This is a genomic window from Candidatus Thiopontia autotrophica (genome assembly GCF_982804495.1).
In genome coordinates this window covers 1-16,767 of record NZ_CEYDPX010000026.1, presented here as the reverse complement: position 1 = coordinate 16,767, position 16,767 = coordinate 1, and the positions used below count along the sequence as shown (strand labels likewise).

Genomic DNA, 16,767 nt, shown 5'->3' with positions numbered 1-16,767 from the left:
TTATAACATCAGAGGGAGTCAACTAGTGGAAGAACAGACAAACGAAGAGAGAGTACCTGCAATGCAGCGCTTGCTCGATAACCCATTCTTGTTGCTATTTCTTGGAATAGCCGTACCAACCGTTTTCTATACCATGTGGGGAATTATGGAGATCATCTCTATCCCCATGGCCCCATAATTAAGGAGGAGAGTCTGTTATGAGTTCAATACTACCCCCAGCAGAAACCATCTGGTGGAAAACTCCGGTAGATCGTTCCGAGGGATTATGGGTCGCGATCGCACTGATCTGGTGCCTGTTCATGTTTGCGATGATGCCTATCTGGCACATCTATGGAAACCAGAACCTCTCCAATGAGGCATATAAAACCACCCCTGAAAAGTTTCAGGCAGAGGTTGATGCCATGGTTGCTGCACACGAAGTGCGTAGAGAGACTAACTGGAATGTGCCGGTTGTGGCTCCTCCTGTTGGCAGTGATGTCTATATGCTTGGCAAGAAGTGGCAGTGGTACCCAGCTCTGGAGCTGAAGAAGGGCGAGTCATATCGTCTCCATCTCTCTTCAATTGACTGGCAGCACGGTTTTTCTGTACAGCCAATCAATGTAAATACTCAAGTTCTGCCTGGTTATGAGTCAGTAATAACAATTACGCCAAACCAGACTGGTGAGTTCACAATAATCTGTAATGAGTATTGTGGTGTAGGTCATCATTTCATGACCAGTAAAATTTACGTTACAGAATAAGGGGTAATTAATAATGAGTTTCGCAAAACCACTATTCCGTACAGAGACAGGCACAGGGCTTGTCTTTCACAAGAATGCGGAAAATCTAATGAAGGCCAATGCTATTGCTGCTACGGTATTCCTCCTTATTGGTGGAATCCTTGCTGCGCTGGTAACGGCTACACGTATGCCAACACTGCATATACTTCCAGCCGGTCAGTTCTATCAGGCACTGACTGGTCACGGTATCGATATGTTGATTATCTATATCATCTTCTTTGAGATGGCAGTACTCTACTTTGCCTCATCAACGCTACTGCGTTCGAGATTGGCAACACCAAGATGGGGTTGGGTTCAGTTCGGCCTTATGCTTGTTGGTGCGTTGATTACCAACTATGCCATCATTATGGGTAACTCCAGTGTGATGATGACCTCTTATGTGCCAATGCCAGCAGATCCCCTGTTTTATCTTGGGCTTATTCTGTTTGCTGTTGGTGCTCTGATCGGTTGTTTCATCTTCTTCGGTACGCTTGTAATTGCCAAAGAGGAGAAGAGTTATGAAGGGTCAGTTCCTCTGGTTGTATTTGGTGCAACAGTTGCAGCAATCATTGCTGTCTTTACCATCGCATCTGGTGCAATCATTCTGATTCCTACGTTCCTCTGGTCTCTTGGACTGATCTCAAATATCGATCCACTGATGTATCGAGTTATCTGGTGGGCACTTGGCCACTCTTCACAGCAGATCAACGTTGCCGCCCATATCTCAATCTGGTACATGGTTGCAGCACTTCTGTTTGGGGCAAAACCAATGTCAGAGAAGATCAGTCGTTCAGCATTCCTGTTGTACATCCTCTTCCTCCAGCTTGCTTCTGCTCACCATATTCTGGTTGACCCAGGTGTGAGTTCTGTATGGAAGGTATTCAACACCAGTTATGCAATGTACCTCGCTGTACTGGCTAGTATGATTCACGGATTGACTGTTCCAGGATCCATTGAGGTTGCTCAGCGTATGAAAGGGCTCAATCGTGGTCTCTTCCAGTGGCTGAAGAAGGCGCCTTGGGGTAATCCTGTGTTCTCCTCAATGTTTATTTCGTTGATCGGTTTCGGATTCCTCGGTGGTATCTCGGGCGTGGTCATGGGTGTTGAGCAGATTAACCTGATCATCCATAACACCATCTATGTTCCAGGTCACTTCCACGCAACTGTGGTACTGGGTACAACAATGGCGTTTATGTCAGTAACATACTTCCTGCTACCAACTCTGTTTGGTCGTGAGATCATCTTCCCATCAATTGCCAAACTGCAGCCATACCTCTTCGGTCTTGGCATGGCGGGTGTATCCCTCTTCCTGATGGGTGCTGGTACCATGGGTGTTGCACGTAGACATTGGGATATGGCATTTACTGGTGCTCCTTATGCATATGAGTATCCTGCGATTGCCTATACCATTATGGGTCTGGCCGGTATCTTTGCAATCCTTGCGGTTCTTGGCGGTGCCATATTCTGTCTGCTGACAGTGGGCACACTGCTCTTCGGCAAGAAGGCTGATAGCAAGGTTGGGTTCATGGGGTTCCGTGGCATTGACAGCTACACTACAGAGAAACCAGCAATGCTGATGCGCGCTCCTGCAGATGAGGGTCACGGCAAGATCGGTATGGGATGGTTTATTGCTCCAGGAACATTTGTTCTGGCTCTAGCCTTCCTCGTTACCTTTGTTCTCTACTACTTCGTTAACTGGAAGTACCTGGCATCTGTCTGGGGACTTGCATAAGCGGACCAAAATTCAGGGGCAGGCTTCCCGCCTGCCCCTGTTTTTTATTGTATATTAGGTTGCTCTGTTATAATGGGAGCATAGTACAAGTTCTGAATTAACGAGGTAATAGCATCGTGGTGCTTGGATTTAAGCAAATTGCAAATATCTTTAAGTTACGTATTGGCGTCACCATTGCGCTTACAGCGCTTGTCGGGCTGGCCGTTACTCCAGGGCCATCTGTCCCGCTACCACAGATATTGACCCTGTTGGTTGTTGTTCTGCTCTCATCTGCAAGTGCAGGTGGGTTTAACCAATATCTTGAGCGTAATTATGATGGACGCATGGAGAGAACACGCAATCGCCCATTTGTAACTGGTGAGATCAAGGCCGGTATTGGCTGGCCACTGTTCCTCTACGCTCTACTCTTCGTGTCTGTTCTTAGTGCCGCCTATATATTGAATGGCGTAGCCGCATTTTATGTTTTTCTTGGTGCCTTTTTCTATGCGTTTGTCTATACATGGTGGTTAAAGCGTAGAACCTGGCTCAATATTGTTGTTGGCGGACTTGCCGGTAGTTTTGCTGTATTGGCTGGTGCTGCAACAGTAAATCCAACCGGTCTGGATACATTTCCACTTATTCTTGCTGTGGTCCTCTTTTTGTGGACCCCTTCACATTTCTGGAGTCTGGCGATAACCCTGCATGACGATTATGCGCGTGGCGGGATTCCGATGCTTCCTGTAGTTGTTGGTGACCACAAGGCGGCATGGGCAATCTTTGGTAACTCCATACTTCTTGTGAGCGTATCATTTTCCCCACTATTTTTTGATCTGGGACTGGGTCCTGTCTATTTTGTAGGTGCCGCAGTTGGTGGTTTTTACTTCCTCTATAAAAATATTGTACTTATCCGTGATACCAATCGGGACACGGCAATGTCCAGTTTTTACGCATCACTTTTTCAGCTGACACTACTATTGATTGCAGCTGTTGTTGATATTCAGCTGGTCTGATTAAAAATACCTAGAGGATCTCTCTGTGTACAAGTGGCTATACAGCAGCCTTAGGTTCTCTACGGCATCTCTGGTGCTTCTATTTCTTGGTGTTGCGCAGATATCACTCTCTGCAACTGCAGAAGATAATGTTTTTGACCACGCGTCAGCCCTTGAAAAGAGCAGGGGGGCGGTTGGTAATCTATTGTCAGACTATACCTTCACCGATATTAACGGGATGCCGGTTCATCTTGAAAGTTTCCGCAACAAGCCGTTAGTGGTTAATCTGGTATACACCAGTTGTTACCATATATGCCAGATGACTACCGAGCATCTTAAAAAGATGGTCGCGATTGCCAATGAATCACTTGGTTCTGACAAATTCAATGTTATTACCCTCGGTTTTGACACCATGATTGATAGTCCGGAGATGATGGAGGACTACGCCAAGTCGAGAAGCATTGATATCGATAACTGGTATTTTCTGAGTGGTGACGGCGGCAGTGTGAAGAGGTTTATTGAAGATGTAGGTTTTACCTATATTAAGACCACCAGGGGATTTGACCATATTCTGCAGGCAACTATTGTTGACCAGCAGGGTAAAATATATACCCAGGTTTATGGTGAATCTTACGATGCACCGCTGTTTATGGAACCGCTCAAGGAGTTGGTCTATAAGCGCCCGACCAATAGGGGAATTGTTGCAAATATAGGGGATCGTGTGCGCTTCTTCTGTACTGTATATGATCCTGCCAGTGGCGGTTATCGTTTTGATTACTCGATTTTTGTCAGTATGTTTATCGGCTTCATGATTATTGCCATTGGGGTCTATTTTCTGATCAAGGAGTTTGTGATTAACAAACGCAAATAACATTATGGAAATATTTTAGAAATATTTGAATAGTAATGTGACACGTGCAATATAATAAAGAGCTAAGTAAGGCCCAATAAAATTATCACTTATGACTAATCGTATACAAAAAATCAGAGAGTACACCGTCTCTACGATGGAGGGTTGGTTTAATATGTTCTTTACCAAAGAGCTGAACCCCATGTACCATCTGGGAGCCCTTACTGTATATCTATTCTGGATTGTTCTGGTAAGTGGAATATATGTTTTTGTGCTTTATGAATCCAGTATATTCGGGGCCTGGTCATCACTGGAATATATGAGCAATGAGTTGTGGTGGTCTGCTGGAATCATGCGTAGTCTCCACCGATATGCGTCTGATGCCGCAATCATTACCATTATCCTTCACCTGACTCGTGAGTTTGTGTTGGATCGGTTCCGCAGTTTTCGTTGGTTCTCATGGTTTTCCGGGGTGCCACTGCTCTGGATGACAGCATTGCTGGGTATCTCTGGGTACTGGATGGTATGGGATACCATGGCCCAGTATGTTGCAATTGCATCATCAGAGATGATGGACTGGCTGCCTATTTTTACCGAGCCCATGGCCAGGAACTTCCTGACCAACGATGACATGAATGATCGGTTCTTTACCCTGATTGCATTTATCCACGTTATCGGTCTGCCAATCTTTCTACTGTTCGGGATCTGGATTCATCTTCTGCGTATAAGCCGTTCAGTGATTAATCCACCACGTGGACTGGCTATTGGAACACTCGTTGCCCTGGTTGCGCTCTCACTGTACAAGCCTGCAGTGAGCCATGAACAGGCAAATCTTGATACTGTACCAACCGATATAAACCTGGACTGGTTCTATCTGAATATATATCCACTGGCTGATAATTGGCCAATGTGGGCGGTATGGTCTCTGGTGTGGGCAGTTAGTGCTCTGTTGATTATCCTTCCATGGTTCCCCAAGAAGAAGCAGCCACCAGTTGCCGAGATCTTCCCGGAGGAGTGCAATGGCTGTGGCCAGTGTGTGGATGACTGTCCATACAGTGCAATCACAATGGAGCCAAGAACTGATGATCTCCCTTATGATGAAGTTGCAGTAGTACACGATAGTTACTGTGCAAGTTGTGGTATCTGCGCTGGCTCTTGTCCATCATCAACTCCATTCAGAAAAATGGATCCACTGGTAACCGGCATCGATATGCCTCATGAGTCAGTCAATATGTTGCGTGAGGAGTGTAACTCCAAACTGGAAGAGCTGGATGGTGACACCAGTATTATTATCTTTGGTTGTGATCATGCAGCAGAGCTGGAGAGATACAAAGGTGGCGATACCGCAGTAGTTACCCTCCCGTGTACAGGAATGTTGCCAGCCTCATTCATTGATTATGCATTCAGGCGCGGCAATGTCGATGGTGTATTTATAACCGGTTGTCTGGAGAATAACTGTCACTATCGTCTAGGTAACCACTGGCTTGATGGGAGGATTCATAAGGACAGGAAGCCTGCGCTGCGCTCACGAGTTGATCGTAATCGTATCCGGATTTTCCGTGCCGAGAGCCCTGACCAGAAAAAACTTGATTCACAGATCAACGAGTTCCGTGATTATCTGCAGAGTTATAGCGGTGAGCAGGATGGTGAAGATGGCAGTGGAGAGGAGACTAAACAATGAACAAGGTTATGCAGATAATCGGTCAGGTTGTGCTCTATGGACTGTTTATGGCGGTAGTTGGATACCTCTCTACATCACCGTCATATAACCACATGGGTCCTGATACAGCACTGATCAAGATCAGTCTCGCTCACACCAGTGAACCAGCCGGGGAGTGTGTTAAACAGACCCCTGAGCAGCTCGCCAAACTTCCGCCAAACATGCGAATGCCTGTGGTATGTCCCAGAGAGCGTTCTCCAATTTTTATTGAACTGGAGCTTGATGGCGAGGTGGTTCACTCGGAGACCATCATGCCGTCAGGGCTACACCACGATGCTGCAGGCTATACCTATCAGAAGATAACAGTGCCGTCTGGTAAACACAGGCTTGGAGTGAAGATGCGTGATAGTGTAGACAGTGACGAGTTTGACTATATTGCTGAGAAGGATATTGAGATGGCTCCGGCAGAGATCGTAGTGGTGGATTTTGACGCAAAACATGGGAAGTTTATCTTTGAGTAATATTTATCTAAATTTACCGGAGGGGAGAGTATGGGGATACTGAGTAATTTTTTTGGTAAGAGACGTTGCCCAATGTATACGTACAAGGCAGTTGTCGATATATTCAAGAATGAGGACTACTGTGATACAGACTGCGAGGGTGGCTTCTACTCGGATATGACGATTCACTACTATGCAGATACTCTATGTAGTCTCGGAAGATTGATGAGAGTACGTGAGCCTGATCCTGGTAAGGTGACAATTTTTGAGATCAAGAATGGTAGAGAGATTGAGGTTCCCAAAACAAGCTATACCCAGGAGAATGGCAGCTGGCGCTCCAAGAACTCTCTGTGCGAAAGCAATAAGCGTTATGGGGTAAAGGTAAAATCCAATCAATAAAGTCTGGTAAATAGTCTCTGGTTAAGAGATTTGGACTCTATCGGCCAGACCATGGATAAGAGCCATTGTTCAGTAGCGCTCCATCTTCCGGCATCATGATATTCTCCATAATACTGAAAACAGTGACAGCAAGTATCAGGATAATCACAAAGAATATAACGCTTCTGTATGGAAGCACTTTTCCGTACATTGACTCCAGGTAACCTAGAATTCTGTCTGATACCAGATAGAGCACAACTGCTATTACTGTGTAGAGTACCATTTCCATACTTGCTATCTCCTATTGCAAAGCCATATATTAACGCCAACTAACCTCGTTTGGCACGAATTGATTTCCAGCATACCACCAGAAAAAGCACTCCGCCAACTACGGCCAGCAGTCCGCCAATGCGGGTAAAGCTGACACTCAGCGCACCGTAAAAATTATCTGCCCCTATAGAACCACCGACACTCTTTCGGGCTGCACCGTGGCCACCTGACAGCGCCAGTCCTGCAACATGCATAAGCTGCCCAACGGCATATATGTAAGGCTGTAGTGTGGCCATTTTTCCGCTTGGGGCGGTAAACCCAACTTTTGGCAACAAGATGTAAACCAGCCCCATGAAGGCGAGTGTTACCCCAACAATGGATCCATGATAATGGGCGGGAATAATGGTGTTGTATCCAGAGATCATAAATCCAATAATGCCGCCGGCGGCGAACAGGATGAATGATGCAACCAGGGAGGCGTGAAGAGGTCGCTGCTCAGCACTCTTTATACTGGTGCGGAACAGTCCAGCCAGCAGGAACAGCGATACAAGTATCGGCGCCACACTATTGCCATAACGCATCAGCCAGGTAAACCACCCACGGTACTCTGCAGAGAGCACCCCAAATGAGGCAAGAATCCAGGGCACAATAATCAGTGGGATAAAGCCGACAACCAGCATGGTTGCAGTGCTTCCTGGAGAGGGAAGAGTCTCCATCTTGAGCGCAGAACCCAATGCCAGCCAGGCAATTACCAGCAGGGTCGTATAGGTAAATTGCAGGATGTGTCCATCTGACCAGAACAGGATCTCATAATAGGTGACGGCCGCTCTATCTGGGTCTGGAGGGATGGATGTATAGGTATGGATAAATGTTATTGCCGCAATAACTGTTGCCAGCATGGCAAGCCATCCACCAAGCTGTATCAATCCCTTCCCACTATCTGGAAACAGCCTGGGGGGTCTCTTCATGATGGCTGGGGCCAGAAGGAGTATACCGACCGCAAAGAGACCAAGACCAAGATGAAAGATTGGATGGTCCAGTACCGGAATATAGTTGTTCATTATCGGAGTGGTTGCCCCCAGTAGTGGAGCAATTGATATGATCACCGTGCCAGCTACCGCCAGACGCAGCGACCATCTGGCAGCCATGGTTGGTGATGACAGCATGCTGGTCCACAACGCACCCCCGATAGCAAGAAACCAGACAAAGACAGAAAGGTCTACATGGACAACCAGTGCAGTACGAAACAGATCGGTCCATGATGCCGAATCAACTACCAATGTACGCAGCAACACCAGAAGTACAGCTGTCAGTCCGGGGACGATAAGTGAGGCCAACGCCAGATATATCCACCCTCTGATTAATGGCTGGACAGCTTCAGGGATGGTGGGTTGGTAATCGGGTTGTCTGTTCATTGTGGTAACTCTTCAGCACTTGCTCTACCGCAACAGTTTGTGATCCACTGCAGCAGGCAAGATTGTTGTTATTTGTTGCGGTTTTGCTCTTTAGTCTGTTTGTCTGGACGTTCCATTATTTTGAAGAGCCAGACAAATGCGGATATAACAACCCCAAGATTTAAAATGATGCCGATAATCCAGAACGTACTTAGCTCTCTCATCTCTTTTCTCTGTATTTGTGCCCGCAGTTAAAGATCCCCTAATTGTACATACCTTCACCTCTCGGACGATAGAATGTTTTGATCGCTCAACAGGTTGAAAAAATAGTATACTGCGGGCCACATATTCAGATCGCAACAAGCGATACCTGATCACCAAAAACTTGTCATTAGGAAATTTATCGGCTATGAAAAAAGTAATAGGCTTGATCCTGTTCCCACTATTTTTGATGGGATGCGAAGGGCTCACAGATGAGGATAGAAAGATCCGTGAGGAGAACTTTGTCAGAGTAACTGCAGATGGATCTGTGTACAGTGGTAGTGGAAATTATGCTGATGCCCCATGGGAGTGTGTATATGACAAATCAACAGGGCTTCACTGGGAGGTAAAGAGGCCTGAGCCAGGTGAGCTACGTTCTGCCGACAACACCTATACCTGGTATGACCCCGAGATGAGAGAGAATTTCATAGGTGTAGCCAATGGAGGCAGCTGTGCAGGGAGTGATTGTGATGCGATCTCTTATGTGGCAGAGGTTAACAAGGAGGGAATCTGTGGTCTGAATGATTGGCATCTGCCAGAGAATATAGAGATGGGTTCTATAGCATTTATCAGCAAGGACAGAAGTATTGACCCGAACTTTCGTAATTTCTTCCCTAATGGACATGCCGCTGATTATTGGACAGCTTCAACCTATGCGTTCCAGGGAGGAAGTGCATGGGCCTGGGATTTCAAGCTGGGCTATGATCATGTGGATTGGCAGAAAAACCCCAAACATATTCGCCTGGTTGCTGGAAAGGTAGATAACGAATATATTCAAGACAATAAAAATGAACTCTTTGGTGAGAGGCCAGAACGAAGAGAGCAGTAATAGATGAGGTTGAATATCCGTTATCTGGTTGTAATAACAGTTCTGCTGGTGGTGACCCTCAACTTTACCAGCTCGTATATCAGGCATGTAAAGTCCGGGCTGGAGTGTGTTGAACGGCCACTCTGTTATGGTGAGGTTGGAGTAACTGGTGAGGCCAAGGGTTTTGCCGGTATTGCCGAGGGTGAATACCATTTAGCAACCATGACACACCGCACCCTGGCTGGTGTTATTGCAATACTTGTGTTGCTGGTAAATATTGTATTGATTAGGGCTGGAGAGAGTGATGCCAGATTAAGGAAATATGCCGTGACCATGGGCGGTACTGTATTGTGGCTCGCAGGGCTGGGGATAACCGCAGGTGGATCACTTGGTCTCTGGGTGGTTATGGGTAACCTTTTGGGGGGAATGATTCTGTTGGGTTCTTCTGCCCTGTTGATGGCTGGAGTTTTTGGCTGGGAGCAGAGATTCTCATTGCAGAGGGTGGTTATGCTGGCCGGTGCCATGTTGCTACTGACCATGTTTATGCAGGGCGGGATGGTCTCTGCCAAATTTGCAGGCATGGCCTGTACAACCCTACCTGACTGCAATGGATATTGGTGGGCAGAAAATCCTTTAATTCAGATGCATATGATGCACAGATTCTCGGCAGCGGTTGCTATTCTCTATTTTGGGGTAATGTTGCTGCGTGCCCTCAGGAGAGGTGATTCAGGTCAGAGAAATTTTCTACTCATATTGCTACTGCTGCTATTTGTACAGATCAAGCTTGGTGGCCTCATGGTGGAGGAGCAGCTTCCACTGATTGTGACCTCAGTTCACTCTACACTTTCCCAATTGCTTATAGCTGCTCTGCTGATCTATTCTTCGGTTACTGGTGTGAGAACAGAGAAGGGGATAGAGAGCGGTGTATAGTTCTCTTTCAGCATATAACCACAATCGCCAGATCGGGATCTGGCTCCTTGCCGTCTGCCTGCTTATCTATGCGATGGTGGTGCTTGGCGGGATTACTCGTCTGACTGGCTCCGGCCTCTCAATGGTGGATTGGGATCCACTGATGGGGTGGATTCCGCCACTGACTCAGATGGAGTGGGAGCGTGTGTTTGACCTCTATCGTCAATCCCCCGAGTACCAGAAGATCAATATGGGGATGGACTTGGCAGGCTTCCAGTCAATCTTCCTGTTAGAGTATCTGCACAGGGTTCTGGGGCGTCTGATTGGCCTCGCCTTCCTGCTGCCATTCATCTACTTTTGGGTTACCGGCAAGATTCAGCGTTCGGCTATCCCACGATTTATTCTGATGTTCATCCTGGGTGGTCTTCAGGGTGTGTTGGGATGGTACATGGTCAAGAGTGGGTTGATTGATAACCCTCATGTTAGCCAGTATCGTCTGACTGCACATCTTGCGGCAGCATTCCTGATCTATGCATACCTGTTCTGGACCGCGCTTGGCTATCTGCTTCCTAATGCCAAATTCAGAATGGGCAGAAATCTCTCGGCTAAACTATATGGAACATCACGCTGGCTAACTATCCTGATTGTGATCACTATACTCTCGGGCGGGTTTGTTGCAGGTCTCAAGGCAGGGTATGGTTACAATACCTTTCCGGACATGAATGGAATGTATATCCCTGATGGTCTCTTCAGGGAGAGCCCGCTCTGGATCAACTTCTTTGAAAACAGAACCACAGTACAGTTTGACCACCGCATCCTGGCAATTACCGTATTGATAGCAACCATAACTGTCTGGTTCCGATATCGACAGGCAGAGCTCTCTAAATATGCCCGTAGCGGGATGAATGCACTGATGGTAATGGTGCTGATTCAGGTGGCTCTCGGAATCAGTACGCTTTTACTGGTTGTGCCAATTCATCTGGCATCAACCCATCAGGCAGGTGCTGTGGCACTCTTCACCATAACCCTGTTTGTCACCTATGCAGCTCGTCGTGGGATGAGATAGAGTTTCCGAGTACTAGTGGCTGGTACCCTCGGATTTGGTGATCTTGTTGAAGACATTATACTTGCCGACAGGTTTCTTCATGGGGATTCGTTTTATCTCCTCCAGGGTATCTCCGTCGTACACTATCAGAGCACCATCCTCCTCCCAGATACTGAGCAGGGCATAACGTCCATCACGGGTAAACTCGATATGGGCAGCGGTTTTCCCGGGGGCGGGACGTACTGTTTTGACAATCTCCAGTGACTGCTTGTCAATAATATGTACCAGGTCACGGTTGGGGCCGAAGAAGACATCAGCCCAGGCGTAACGGCTATTCTCATGGCTGCGCATAAAGAATCCAGGCCCCTTGGTCTTGATTTCCTCAATGGTTTTCCAGTTATTAACATCAATGATGGTAAGAGCACTTTTGCGCAGGTTTGGGGATGCCATTACAGTTTGATTACCACGCCTCCAGCTAATTCCTGATCCCAGATGGGGCATCCCCTCTAGTGAGATGTCTGCAATCTTTCTGCCCAGATCAAGATCAATTACCTGGCCCTGGCCTTTTCTGGATGATCCGATCAGATGTTTGTACTGTTGATCAAAGAAGAAGTCATCCAGAGTCTCTTGTAGCATGATTTTTCTGATGACGGGTTCTGGCTGAGCATCGGTAGGGAAGGGGATCTCCCATACCTCAGGCAGATCTTTGAGTGCAAGAATAAAGCTGTTACGTGGTGTGGCATCATAGACCGCACTGACCCGCGAGCTCTCTCCTCCAGACGCCACCTGAATCACACTCTTTAGAGATAGATCGTTGGCATTCAACAGAACCAGGTTATGTGGAAGGTAGTTGCCCACAGCAACTGTATTGCCATCACTGGAGACAGCAATATTACGGGTATTGATACCGGCTCTTATCTCGGCAACCATCTGCATGCTGTGGAGATCAAACAGGGTCACCCATCCATCACGTGAGGCAAAATAGACAAAACGTCCATCAGGTGAGTATTTGGCCCCTCCATGAAGCGCGAAGCGGGTCTTGAAACGGTGTATTGGTTCCAGTTTGTCGCCATCCAGAATAGTGGCATGGTGGTCTCCTGCCTCCACCACAAAAAAGAGATTTAGTGGGTCAGCATAGTGTTGAGGCTCTGTTGGTAGAGCGGTGAGAGGGGTGTAACTAATATAGCTCTTCTCTATCTCACTCTCGCCCCAGTCAGGAATATCCATTAGTGGAGTATAGATGTGCGAGACCAGTGCCTTGATCTGCTCACCACTTAACTTTTCGTCAAAAGGGGGCATCTGGGTGGACGGGCGTCCGTTGGTTACTGTCTCGATGGCAGCCTTCTTGCGCAGGCGTTTCAGGTTTTCCGGAAGCAGTGCAGGTCCTACCAGTCCAAGTCGATCGGCACCATGACAGGCAGCACAGTTCTGTTGATAGAGATCTTCATTAGCCAGGGTTGCTGACTGCTCTGCAGCCTGGAGGGGCGTTAGTATAAATAGTAGAGAGGCTATTAATGTTTTCATAAAACCCCAATCTCCTCATCAGTCAGATAACAACCGGGATCCTCTGCCCAGACATCACCACTGAGCTGCAGTGCACGTACTCTGGTGTTGCCGCCACATATTTTCAGATATGCGCACTCTCTGCAGCGCCCCTTCACATCTCGTGGTTGCTGTTTGAGACCAGCCATCAGAGGGTCACTGGTATCTTCCCAAATCTCGGAGAAAGGCCTCTCCCTGACGTTGCCAAGGTTATAGTCCCACCACATGGTGTCTGGATGTACATTTCCCAGATTATCGATATTCGAGATATTCACTCCAGACTGATTTCCTCCCCACTGCATCAGCTTCTCTTCAATATGATCAGCATGTTCAGGATAATTTTTTCTCGCCCAGTGCAGTAGATAGACGCCATCCGCATCATTGTTGCCAGTCACATACTCTCGTTTAATACCGTGCTGTACAGATTGCATGGCTGACTCAAACAGCAGATCCATAGCCCGTCTTGTGCTCTGGTGGTATGCATCATCCTCACGATTTTTGTTTCCCCGTCCTGCATAGTTGAGATGTGACAGATAAAACTTCTCGATATTTTTCATCTCCAGCATCTTCAGCATCTGGGGAAGTTCATTCTCATTGTCCTGGGTAAGGGTGAAGCGTAATCCAACCTTGATCTGATGTTGCATACATAGCCGTATTCCAGTCATTGCCTCCTCATAGGCTCCCTCTTTGCGACGAAACTGGTCATGGGTCTCACGCATCCCGTCGATACTGATTCCCACATAGTCATACCCAACAGCTGCAATCCGGTCTATGTTGTCATAGTCGATCAATGTTCCGTTGGTGGAGAGGCCGACGTAGAACCCCATCTCTTTGGCTCGGTGAGAGATCTCGAAGATATCCGGTCTCATCAGAGGTTCCCCTCCAGAGAGGATCAGCACCTTTACTCCATACTGTTTAAGATTATCCATCACCGTAAAAATCTCCTCAGTGGAGAGCTCTCCCTTGAAGTTGGTATCAGCAGAGATTGAGTAACAGTGTTTACAGGTTAGATTGCAGCGTCTGATCAGATTCCAGATCACAACTGGACCAGATGGAGCCCGAGTCGGTTGAATGGGTGTTGGAGTACGTAGCTCCTTCATGTATTGGCTGATTCTAAACATCCTGCACTCTCTACTCTTGGTTTTTATTATGTGCCTTGAGCAGGCGCAGCCCGGTTTTTTTCAGTACAGCATCACTGAAGAGAATGTCATGAGAGCGCACCGATTGCCCCATAATATCCTCAATCTGTTTAGCTTTTGACATTACCTCATTGCGGGTTTTTCCATGAACCATGGCAAACAGGTTATATGGCCATTCCGGCAGATGGCGAGGTCTCTGATAACAGTGGCTGACAAACTCAAGTTTTCCAATAGACTTGCCAAGAGTATCAATCTCCTCATCAGGTACATCCCATACTGTCATTCCATTGGACTTGTAACCAAGCTTGTAGTGGTTTGGGATTATACCGATTCTACGGATAATGCCACTCTCCAGCATGGCTCGCATTCTCTCCATTACATCCTCTGCAGAGAGTCCAAGCGACTCTGCCACCTCATGATAGGGGTGATTTACCAGGGGCAATCCAGACTGAGTGGCGGCAATTATTTTACGATCTATCTCATCCATATAAACTTCTCAGACGAAGAGTTTGAGCTCCAGAAAGTACTCTTTCTGCTTCGGCATATTGTAGACCTCGAGCCCGGTCTCCTGCGCTATCTCATCAAGTACCACGCTAATCTCCTCGCTACTCTCGGTTGATAGCACAAACCACATATTGAGGGGGGATGGTGAACGTCTGTAGTTATGGGCTACCTCATCATGGGCATTAACCAGTTCGGTTACACGTTCGAAATCATCCTCAGGCACCTTGATCGCAGCCAGAGTAACTGCCCCTCCAAGGGCCTCGGCATTATAGAGCGGCCCAAATCTTGAATAGATCTGATCGGTTTTCATAACCTCAAGCCGCCATAACAGCTCATCTTCCGTGATTCCGATTTTAAAGGCAATATCGCGGTATGGGGACTCAGTAACAGGAAACCCGCCCTGCAGGTTGTTTATGATTCTGCGATTAATAGTATCCAGAACAGGAGCATCTTCTCTCCTCATGATTATTCAGGCTTTAGCTCAGGAGCAACTGCAGTTGCCGCTCTGCTTGTGGATGAAAAGTAACGAGCACCTTGCTGTTTGAAGCGGCGACTACTGAATAGAATCTGGTGGTCAATATCCTTAACCGGAGATAGTGACAGCAGGGTATTTACCCTCTTCATTACACTCTCCCGGTCCTTGCCGTGAATCATGGTGTAGAGATTATATGGCCATACATCAGGATCAGTTTTTCGTTGATAACAGAGGGTAACAAAATCCAGCTTGGAGACCTTCTTCCCAAATTCGTCTACAAGAGTGGTCGGAAGGTTCCACACCACCATGGCATTTGCGTTGTATCCCAGGGGGCGGTGGTGGACGATAATTCCCATCCGCCGGATGATTCCGCCAAGCTGTAGCTGCTGAACCCTGTCAATGACCTCATGCTCACTCATCCCGATCATCTTGCCGATATCATCATACGGTCGTGGGGTGAGGGGTAATCCAGTCTGGATCGCAGCCAACAATCTCTTGTCCGCTTCTGTGATTTTCTTGATGGAGACATCCTTGTTGCTGATCATGAGAATGCCGCCGGGTGTACAGAGCCTGACTGTATGCTGAATGGATGTTTCCAGTCCAGCTTGAATCCCAGATCAATATGGAAGTCTTTTACCATGGGAAATGAGTGGACCTGGTATCCAGTCTCTCTCTCGATCCTCTGCAGAATCAGGTTTAGACTGTTTTCATCTTCAGCTGTTACCACAAACCAGATATTCATCTTGTTCTCTCGTTCATAGTTATGGTTAACCTGCGGTAGCTGGTTGATAAGCTCCACCACATCCTCGATTTTATCAGTGGGAATGCTCATTGCAGCCAATGTGCTGTAGCCAATGGTGTGGGGCTGAATTACCGCCCCTACCCGGCTGATCAATCCATCACCCTGGAGTCGTTTTATCTGTCCAAGTACCTCCTCCTCACTAGTGCCCAAGCGCTCAGCCAGATCTGCATAGGGGTGCGGGGAGAGGGGAAAGTGGTGCTGAAACTCATTCAGCAGGCGACGATCCTGTATTGATAATGGTTGGGACATATAGTGGACATTATCTACCTAACTGGAGGTGTCTGATTTGTTCTGGATCAATTTGTTAAGCAAAAATATCAGCAGATATTTCGGACGGTTTCTCTATTTACGAAAAAACCTTATAAAAAATATGTGTAACTACATGTTTTATATAATATCAGAACATAACTGTCATCTTATTTGATCTGTGTCAAATCAAAATTTAACTATACAGCGCTAAAAGATACCTGCTAAGAGTTATATGAGATTTTGGCTATTTGATGATGTGTCGGGTGGTCTGTTTCTCAAAAAGTACAATTTGTAATTGGATTTATAAAGTAATGAATATCTGTAGCGTAATCATACATGTCCGGCCAGAGAGAGCACCATCTGTAACTGCAGACATAGAGAAGCTACAGGGGGCAGAGGTTCATGGAGGTGCAGAGGATGGGAAATTGATCGTAACCGTTGAACATGATGATGATTCAGTAATGTCAGATACAGTCAATGGTTTTACCAGTATAGATGGTGTATTGAATGCCTCAATGATTTA

The 16,767-nt window shown here is 47.0% G+C and carries 19 protein-coding genes; 11 read left to right on the top strand and 8 right to left on the bottom strand.

Features of this window, described 5'->3' with window-relative positions; translation table 11 throughout:
* Positions 1-197: 197 nt before the first annotated feature.
* From AC3ZFK_RS07455 to AC3ZFK_RS07425, 7 genes are all read left to right on the top strand, one after another.
* Positions 198-740 carry a cytochrome C oxidase subunit II gene (locus AC3ZFK_RS07455; RefSeq protein ID WP_487507165.1) on the top strand — a complete coding sequence of 181 codons (543 nt, stop codon included), beginning with the start codon at positions 198-200 and terminating at the stop codon, positions 738-740.
* Between the two features lie 13 nt (positions 741-753).
* Positions 754-2,490 carry a cbb3-type cytochrome c oxidase subunit I gene (locus tag AC3ZFK_RS07450; protein ID WP_487507164.1) on the top strand — a complete coding sequence of 579 codons (1,737 nt, stop codon included), beginning with the start codon at positions 754-756 and terminating at the stop codon, positions 2,488-2,490.
* Between the two features lie 119 nt (positions 2,491-2,609).
* Entirely contained in the window at positions 2,610-3,479 is an 870-nt protein-coding gene (gene cyoE, locus AC3ZFK_RS07445; RefSeq protein ID WP_487507163.1) for a heme o synthase, read from the top strand.
* A 25-nt stretch (positions 3,480-3,504) separates the two neighbouring features.
* A complete protein-coding gene (locus AC3ZFK_RS07440) occupies positions 3,505-4,329 on the top strand; it encodes an SCO family protein (protein ID WP_487507162.1) in 825 nt (274 codons plus the stop codon).
* A gap of 91 nt (positions 4,330-4,420) precedes the next feature.
* Positions 4,421-5,989: a hydrogenase iron-sulfur subunit gene (locus AC3ZFK_RS07435; RefSeq protein ID WP_487507161.1), complete on the top strand. Its 1,569-nt coding sequence runs from the start codon at positions 4,421-4,423 to the stop codon at positions 5,987-5,989.
* Positions 5,986-6,489 carry a hypothetical protein gene (locus AC3ZFK_RS07430; RefSeq protein WP_487507160.1) on the top strand — a complete coding sequence of 168 codons (504 nt, stop codon included), beginning with the start codon at positions 5,986-5,988 and terminating at the stop codon, positions 6,487-6,489. The genes AC3ZFK_RS07435 and AC3ZFK_RS07430 overlap by 4 nt, the downstream gene beginning before the upstream one ends.
* Positions 6,490-6,561: 72 nt before the next feature.
* A complete protein-coding gene (locus AC3ZFK_RS07425; protein ID WP_487507159.1) occupies positions 6,562-6,867 on the top strand; it encodes a hypothetical protein in 306 nt (101 codons plus the stop codon).
* A 37-nt stretch (positions 6,868-6,904) separates the two neighbouring features.
* Here the strand turns inward: AC3ZFK_RS07425 and AC3ZFK_RS07420 are convergent, their stop codons facing one another.
* Both AC3ZFK_RS07420 and AC3ZFK_RS07415 read right to left on the bottom strand, forming a co-directional pair.
* On the bottom strand, positions 6,905-7,135 hold the full coding sequence (locus tag AC3ZFK_RS07420) for a hypothetical protein (RefSeq protein ID WP_487507158.1): 231 nt from the start codon (positions 7,133-7,135) through the stop codon (positions 6,905-6,907).
* A 40-nt stretch (positions 7,136-7,175) separates the two neighbouring features.
* Positions 7,176-8,531 carry a heme-copper oxidase family protein gene (locus tag AC3ZFK_RS07415; RefSeq protein ID WP_487507157.1) on the bottom strand — a complete coding sequence of 452 codons (1,356 nt, stop codon included), beginning with the start codon at positions 8,529-8,531 and terminating at the stop codon, positions 7,176-7,178.
* 388 nt (positions 8,532-8,919) lie between these two features.
* Here AC3ZFK_RS07415 and AC3ZFK_RS07410 point away from each other — a divergent pair, with 388 nt between their 5' ends.
* From AC3ZFK_RS07410 to AC3ZFK_RS07400, 3 genes are read left to right on the top strand one after another with little or no spacing between them, the layout of a single operon-like run.
* Positions 8,920-9,600, top strand: coding sequence for an Lcl C-terminal domain-containing protein (locus AC3ZFK_RS07410; protein ID WP_487507156.1), 681 nt, complete (start codon positions 8,920-8,922; stop codon positions 9,598-9,600).
* 3 nt (positions 9,601-9,603) lie between these two features.
* A complete protein-coding gene (locus tag AC3ZFK_RS07405; RefSeq protein WP_487507155.1) occupies positions 9,604-10,509 on the top strand; it encodes a COX15/CtaA family protein in 906 nt (301 codons plus the stop codon).
* Positions 10,502-11,554, top strand: coding sequence for a COX15/CtaA family protein (locus AC3ZFK_RS07400; protein ID WP_487507154.1), 1,053 nt, complete (start codon positions 10,502-10,504; stop codon positions 11,552-11,554). The genes AC3ZFK_RS07405 and AC3ZFK_RS07400 overlap by 8 nt, the downstream gene beginning before the upstream one ends.
* A 12-nt stretch (positions 11,555-11,566) precedes the next feature.
* Here the strand turns inward: AC3ZFK_RS07400 and AC3ZFK_RS07395 are convergent, their stop codons facing one another.
* Genes AC3ZFK_RS07395 through AC3ZFK_RS07370 form a run of 6 tightly spaced genes read right to left on the bottom strand, consistent with a single transcriptional unit; the run spans position 11,567 to position 16,244 of the window.
* Positions 11,567-13,057, bottom strand: a complete 1,491-nt coding sequence (locus AC3ZFK_RS07395) for a cytochrome D1 domain-containing protein (RefSeq protein ID WP_487507153.1) — start codon at positions 13,055-13,057, stop codon at positions 11,567-11,569.
* On the bottom strand, positions 13,054-14,196 hold the full coding sequence (gene nirJ, locus AC3ZFK_RS07390) for a heme d1 biosynthesis radical SAM protein NirJ (RefSeq protein WP_487507152.1): 1,143 nt from the start codon (positions 14,194-14,196) through the stop codon (positions 13,054-13,056). The genes AC3ZFK_RS07395 and nirJ overlap by 4 nt, the downstream gene beginning before the upstream one ends.
* Positions 14,197-14,206: 10 nt before the next feature.
* Complete coding sequence (gene ahbB / locus AC3ZFK_RS07385; protein ID WP_487507151.1) at positions 14,207-14,701, bottom strand: siroheme decarboxylase subunit beta; 495 nt, start codon at positions 14,699-14,701, stop codon at positions 14,207-14,209.
* Between the two features lie 9 nt (positions 14,702-14,710).
* Complete coding sequence (locus AC3ZFK_RS07380) at positions 14,711-15,181, bottom strand: Lrp/AsnC family transcriptional regulator (RefSeq protein ID WP_487507150.1); 471 nt, start codon at positions 15,179-15,181, stop codon at positions 14,711-14,713.
* Positions 15,182-15,183: 2 nt separating this feature from the next.
* Complete coding sequence (gene ahbB / locus AC3ZFK_RS07375) at positions 15,184-15,738, bottom strand: siroheme decarboxylase subunit beta (protein WP_487507149.1); 555 nt, start codon at positions 15,736-15,738, stop codon at positions 15,184-15,186.
* Positions 15,735-16,244, bottom strand: a complete 510-nt coding sequence (locus AC3ZFK_RS07370) for an AsnC family transcriptional regulator (RefSeq protein ID WP_487507148.1) — start codon at positions 16,242-16,244, stop codon at positions 15,735-15,737. The genes ahbB (AC3ZFK_RS07375) and AC3ZFK_RS07370 overlap by 4 nt, the downstream gene beginning before the upstream one ends.
* Before the next feature lie 311 nt (positions 16,245-16,555).
* On the opposite strand from AC3ZFK_RS07370, the gene AC3ZFK_RS07365 reads away from it, so the two are divergent.
* The coding region (locus AC3ZFK_RS07365) for a chaperone NapD (RefSeq protein ID WP_487507147.1) at positions 16,556-16,767 on the top strand (212 nt) is incomplete at its 3' end.

Bases quoted from the DNA above. Each gene is read 5' to 3' on its own strand.
- AC3ZFK_RS07455 (WP_487507165.1), top strand. From the start codon at position 198: ATGAGTTCAATACTACCCCCAGCAGAAACCATCTGGTGGAAAACTCCG.
- AC3ZFK_RS07450 (WP_487507164.1), top strand. From the start codon at position 754: ATGAGTTTCGCAAAACCACTATTCCGTACAGAGACAGGCACAGGGCTT.
- AC3ZFK_RS07435 (WP_487507161.1), top strand. From the start codon at position 4,421: ATGACTAATCGTATACAAAAAATCAGAGAGTACACCGTCTCTACGATG.
- AC3ZFK_RS07430 (WP_487507160.1), top strand. From the start codon at position 5,986: ATGAACAAGGTTATGCAGATAATCGGTCAGGTTGTGCTCTATGGACTG.
- AC3ZFK_RS07425 (WP_487507159.1), top strand. From the start codon at position 6,562: ATGTATACGTACAAGGCAGTTGTCGATATATTCAAGAATGAGGACTAC.
- AC3ZFK_RS07420 (WP_487507158.1), bottom strand. From the start codon at position 7,135: ATGGAAATGGTACTCTACACAGTAATAGCAGTTGTGCTCTATCTGGTA.
- AC3ZFK_RS07415 (WP_487507157.1), bottom strand. From the start codon at position 8,531: ATGAACAGACAACCCGATTACCAACCCACCATCCCTGAAGCTGTCCAG.
- AC3ZFK_RS07410 (WP_487507156.1), top strand. From the start codon at position 8,920: ATGAAAAAAGTAATAGGCTTGATCCTGTTCCCACTATTTTTGATGGGA.
- AC3ZFK_RS07405 (WP_487507155.1), top strand. From the start codon at position 9,604: ATGAGGTTGAATATCCGTTATCTGGTTGTAATAACAGTTCTGCTGGTG.
- AC3ZFK_RS07395 (WP_487507153.1), bottom strand. From the start codon at position 13,057: ATGAAAACATTAATAGCCTCTCTACTATTTATACTAACGCCCCTCCAG.
- nirJ (WP_487507152.1), bottom strand. From the start codon at position 14,196: ATGTTTAGAATCAGCCAATACATGAAGGAGCTACGTACTCCAACACCC.
- ahbB (WP_487507151.1), bottom strand. From the start codon at position 14,701: ATGGATGAGATAGATCGTAAAATAATTGCCGCCACTCAGTCTGGATTG.
- AC3ZFK_RS07380 (WP_487507150.1), bottom strand. From the start codon at position 15,181: ATGAGGAGAGAAGATGCTCCTGTTCTGGATACTATTAATCGCAGAATC.
- ahbB (WP_487507149.1), bottom strand. From the start codon at position 15,738: ATGATCAGCAACAAGGATGTCTCCATCAAGAAAATCACAGAAGCGGAC.
- AC3ZFK_RS07370 (WP_487507148.1), bottom strand. From the start codon at position 16,244: ATGTCCCAACCATTATCAATACAGGATCGTCGCCTGCTGAATGAGTTT.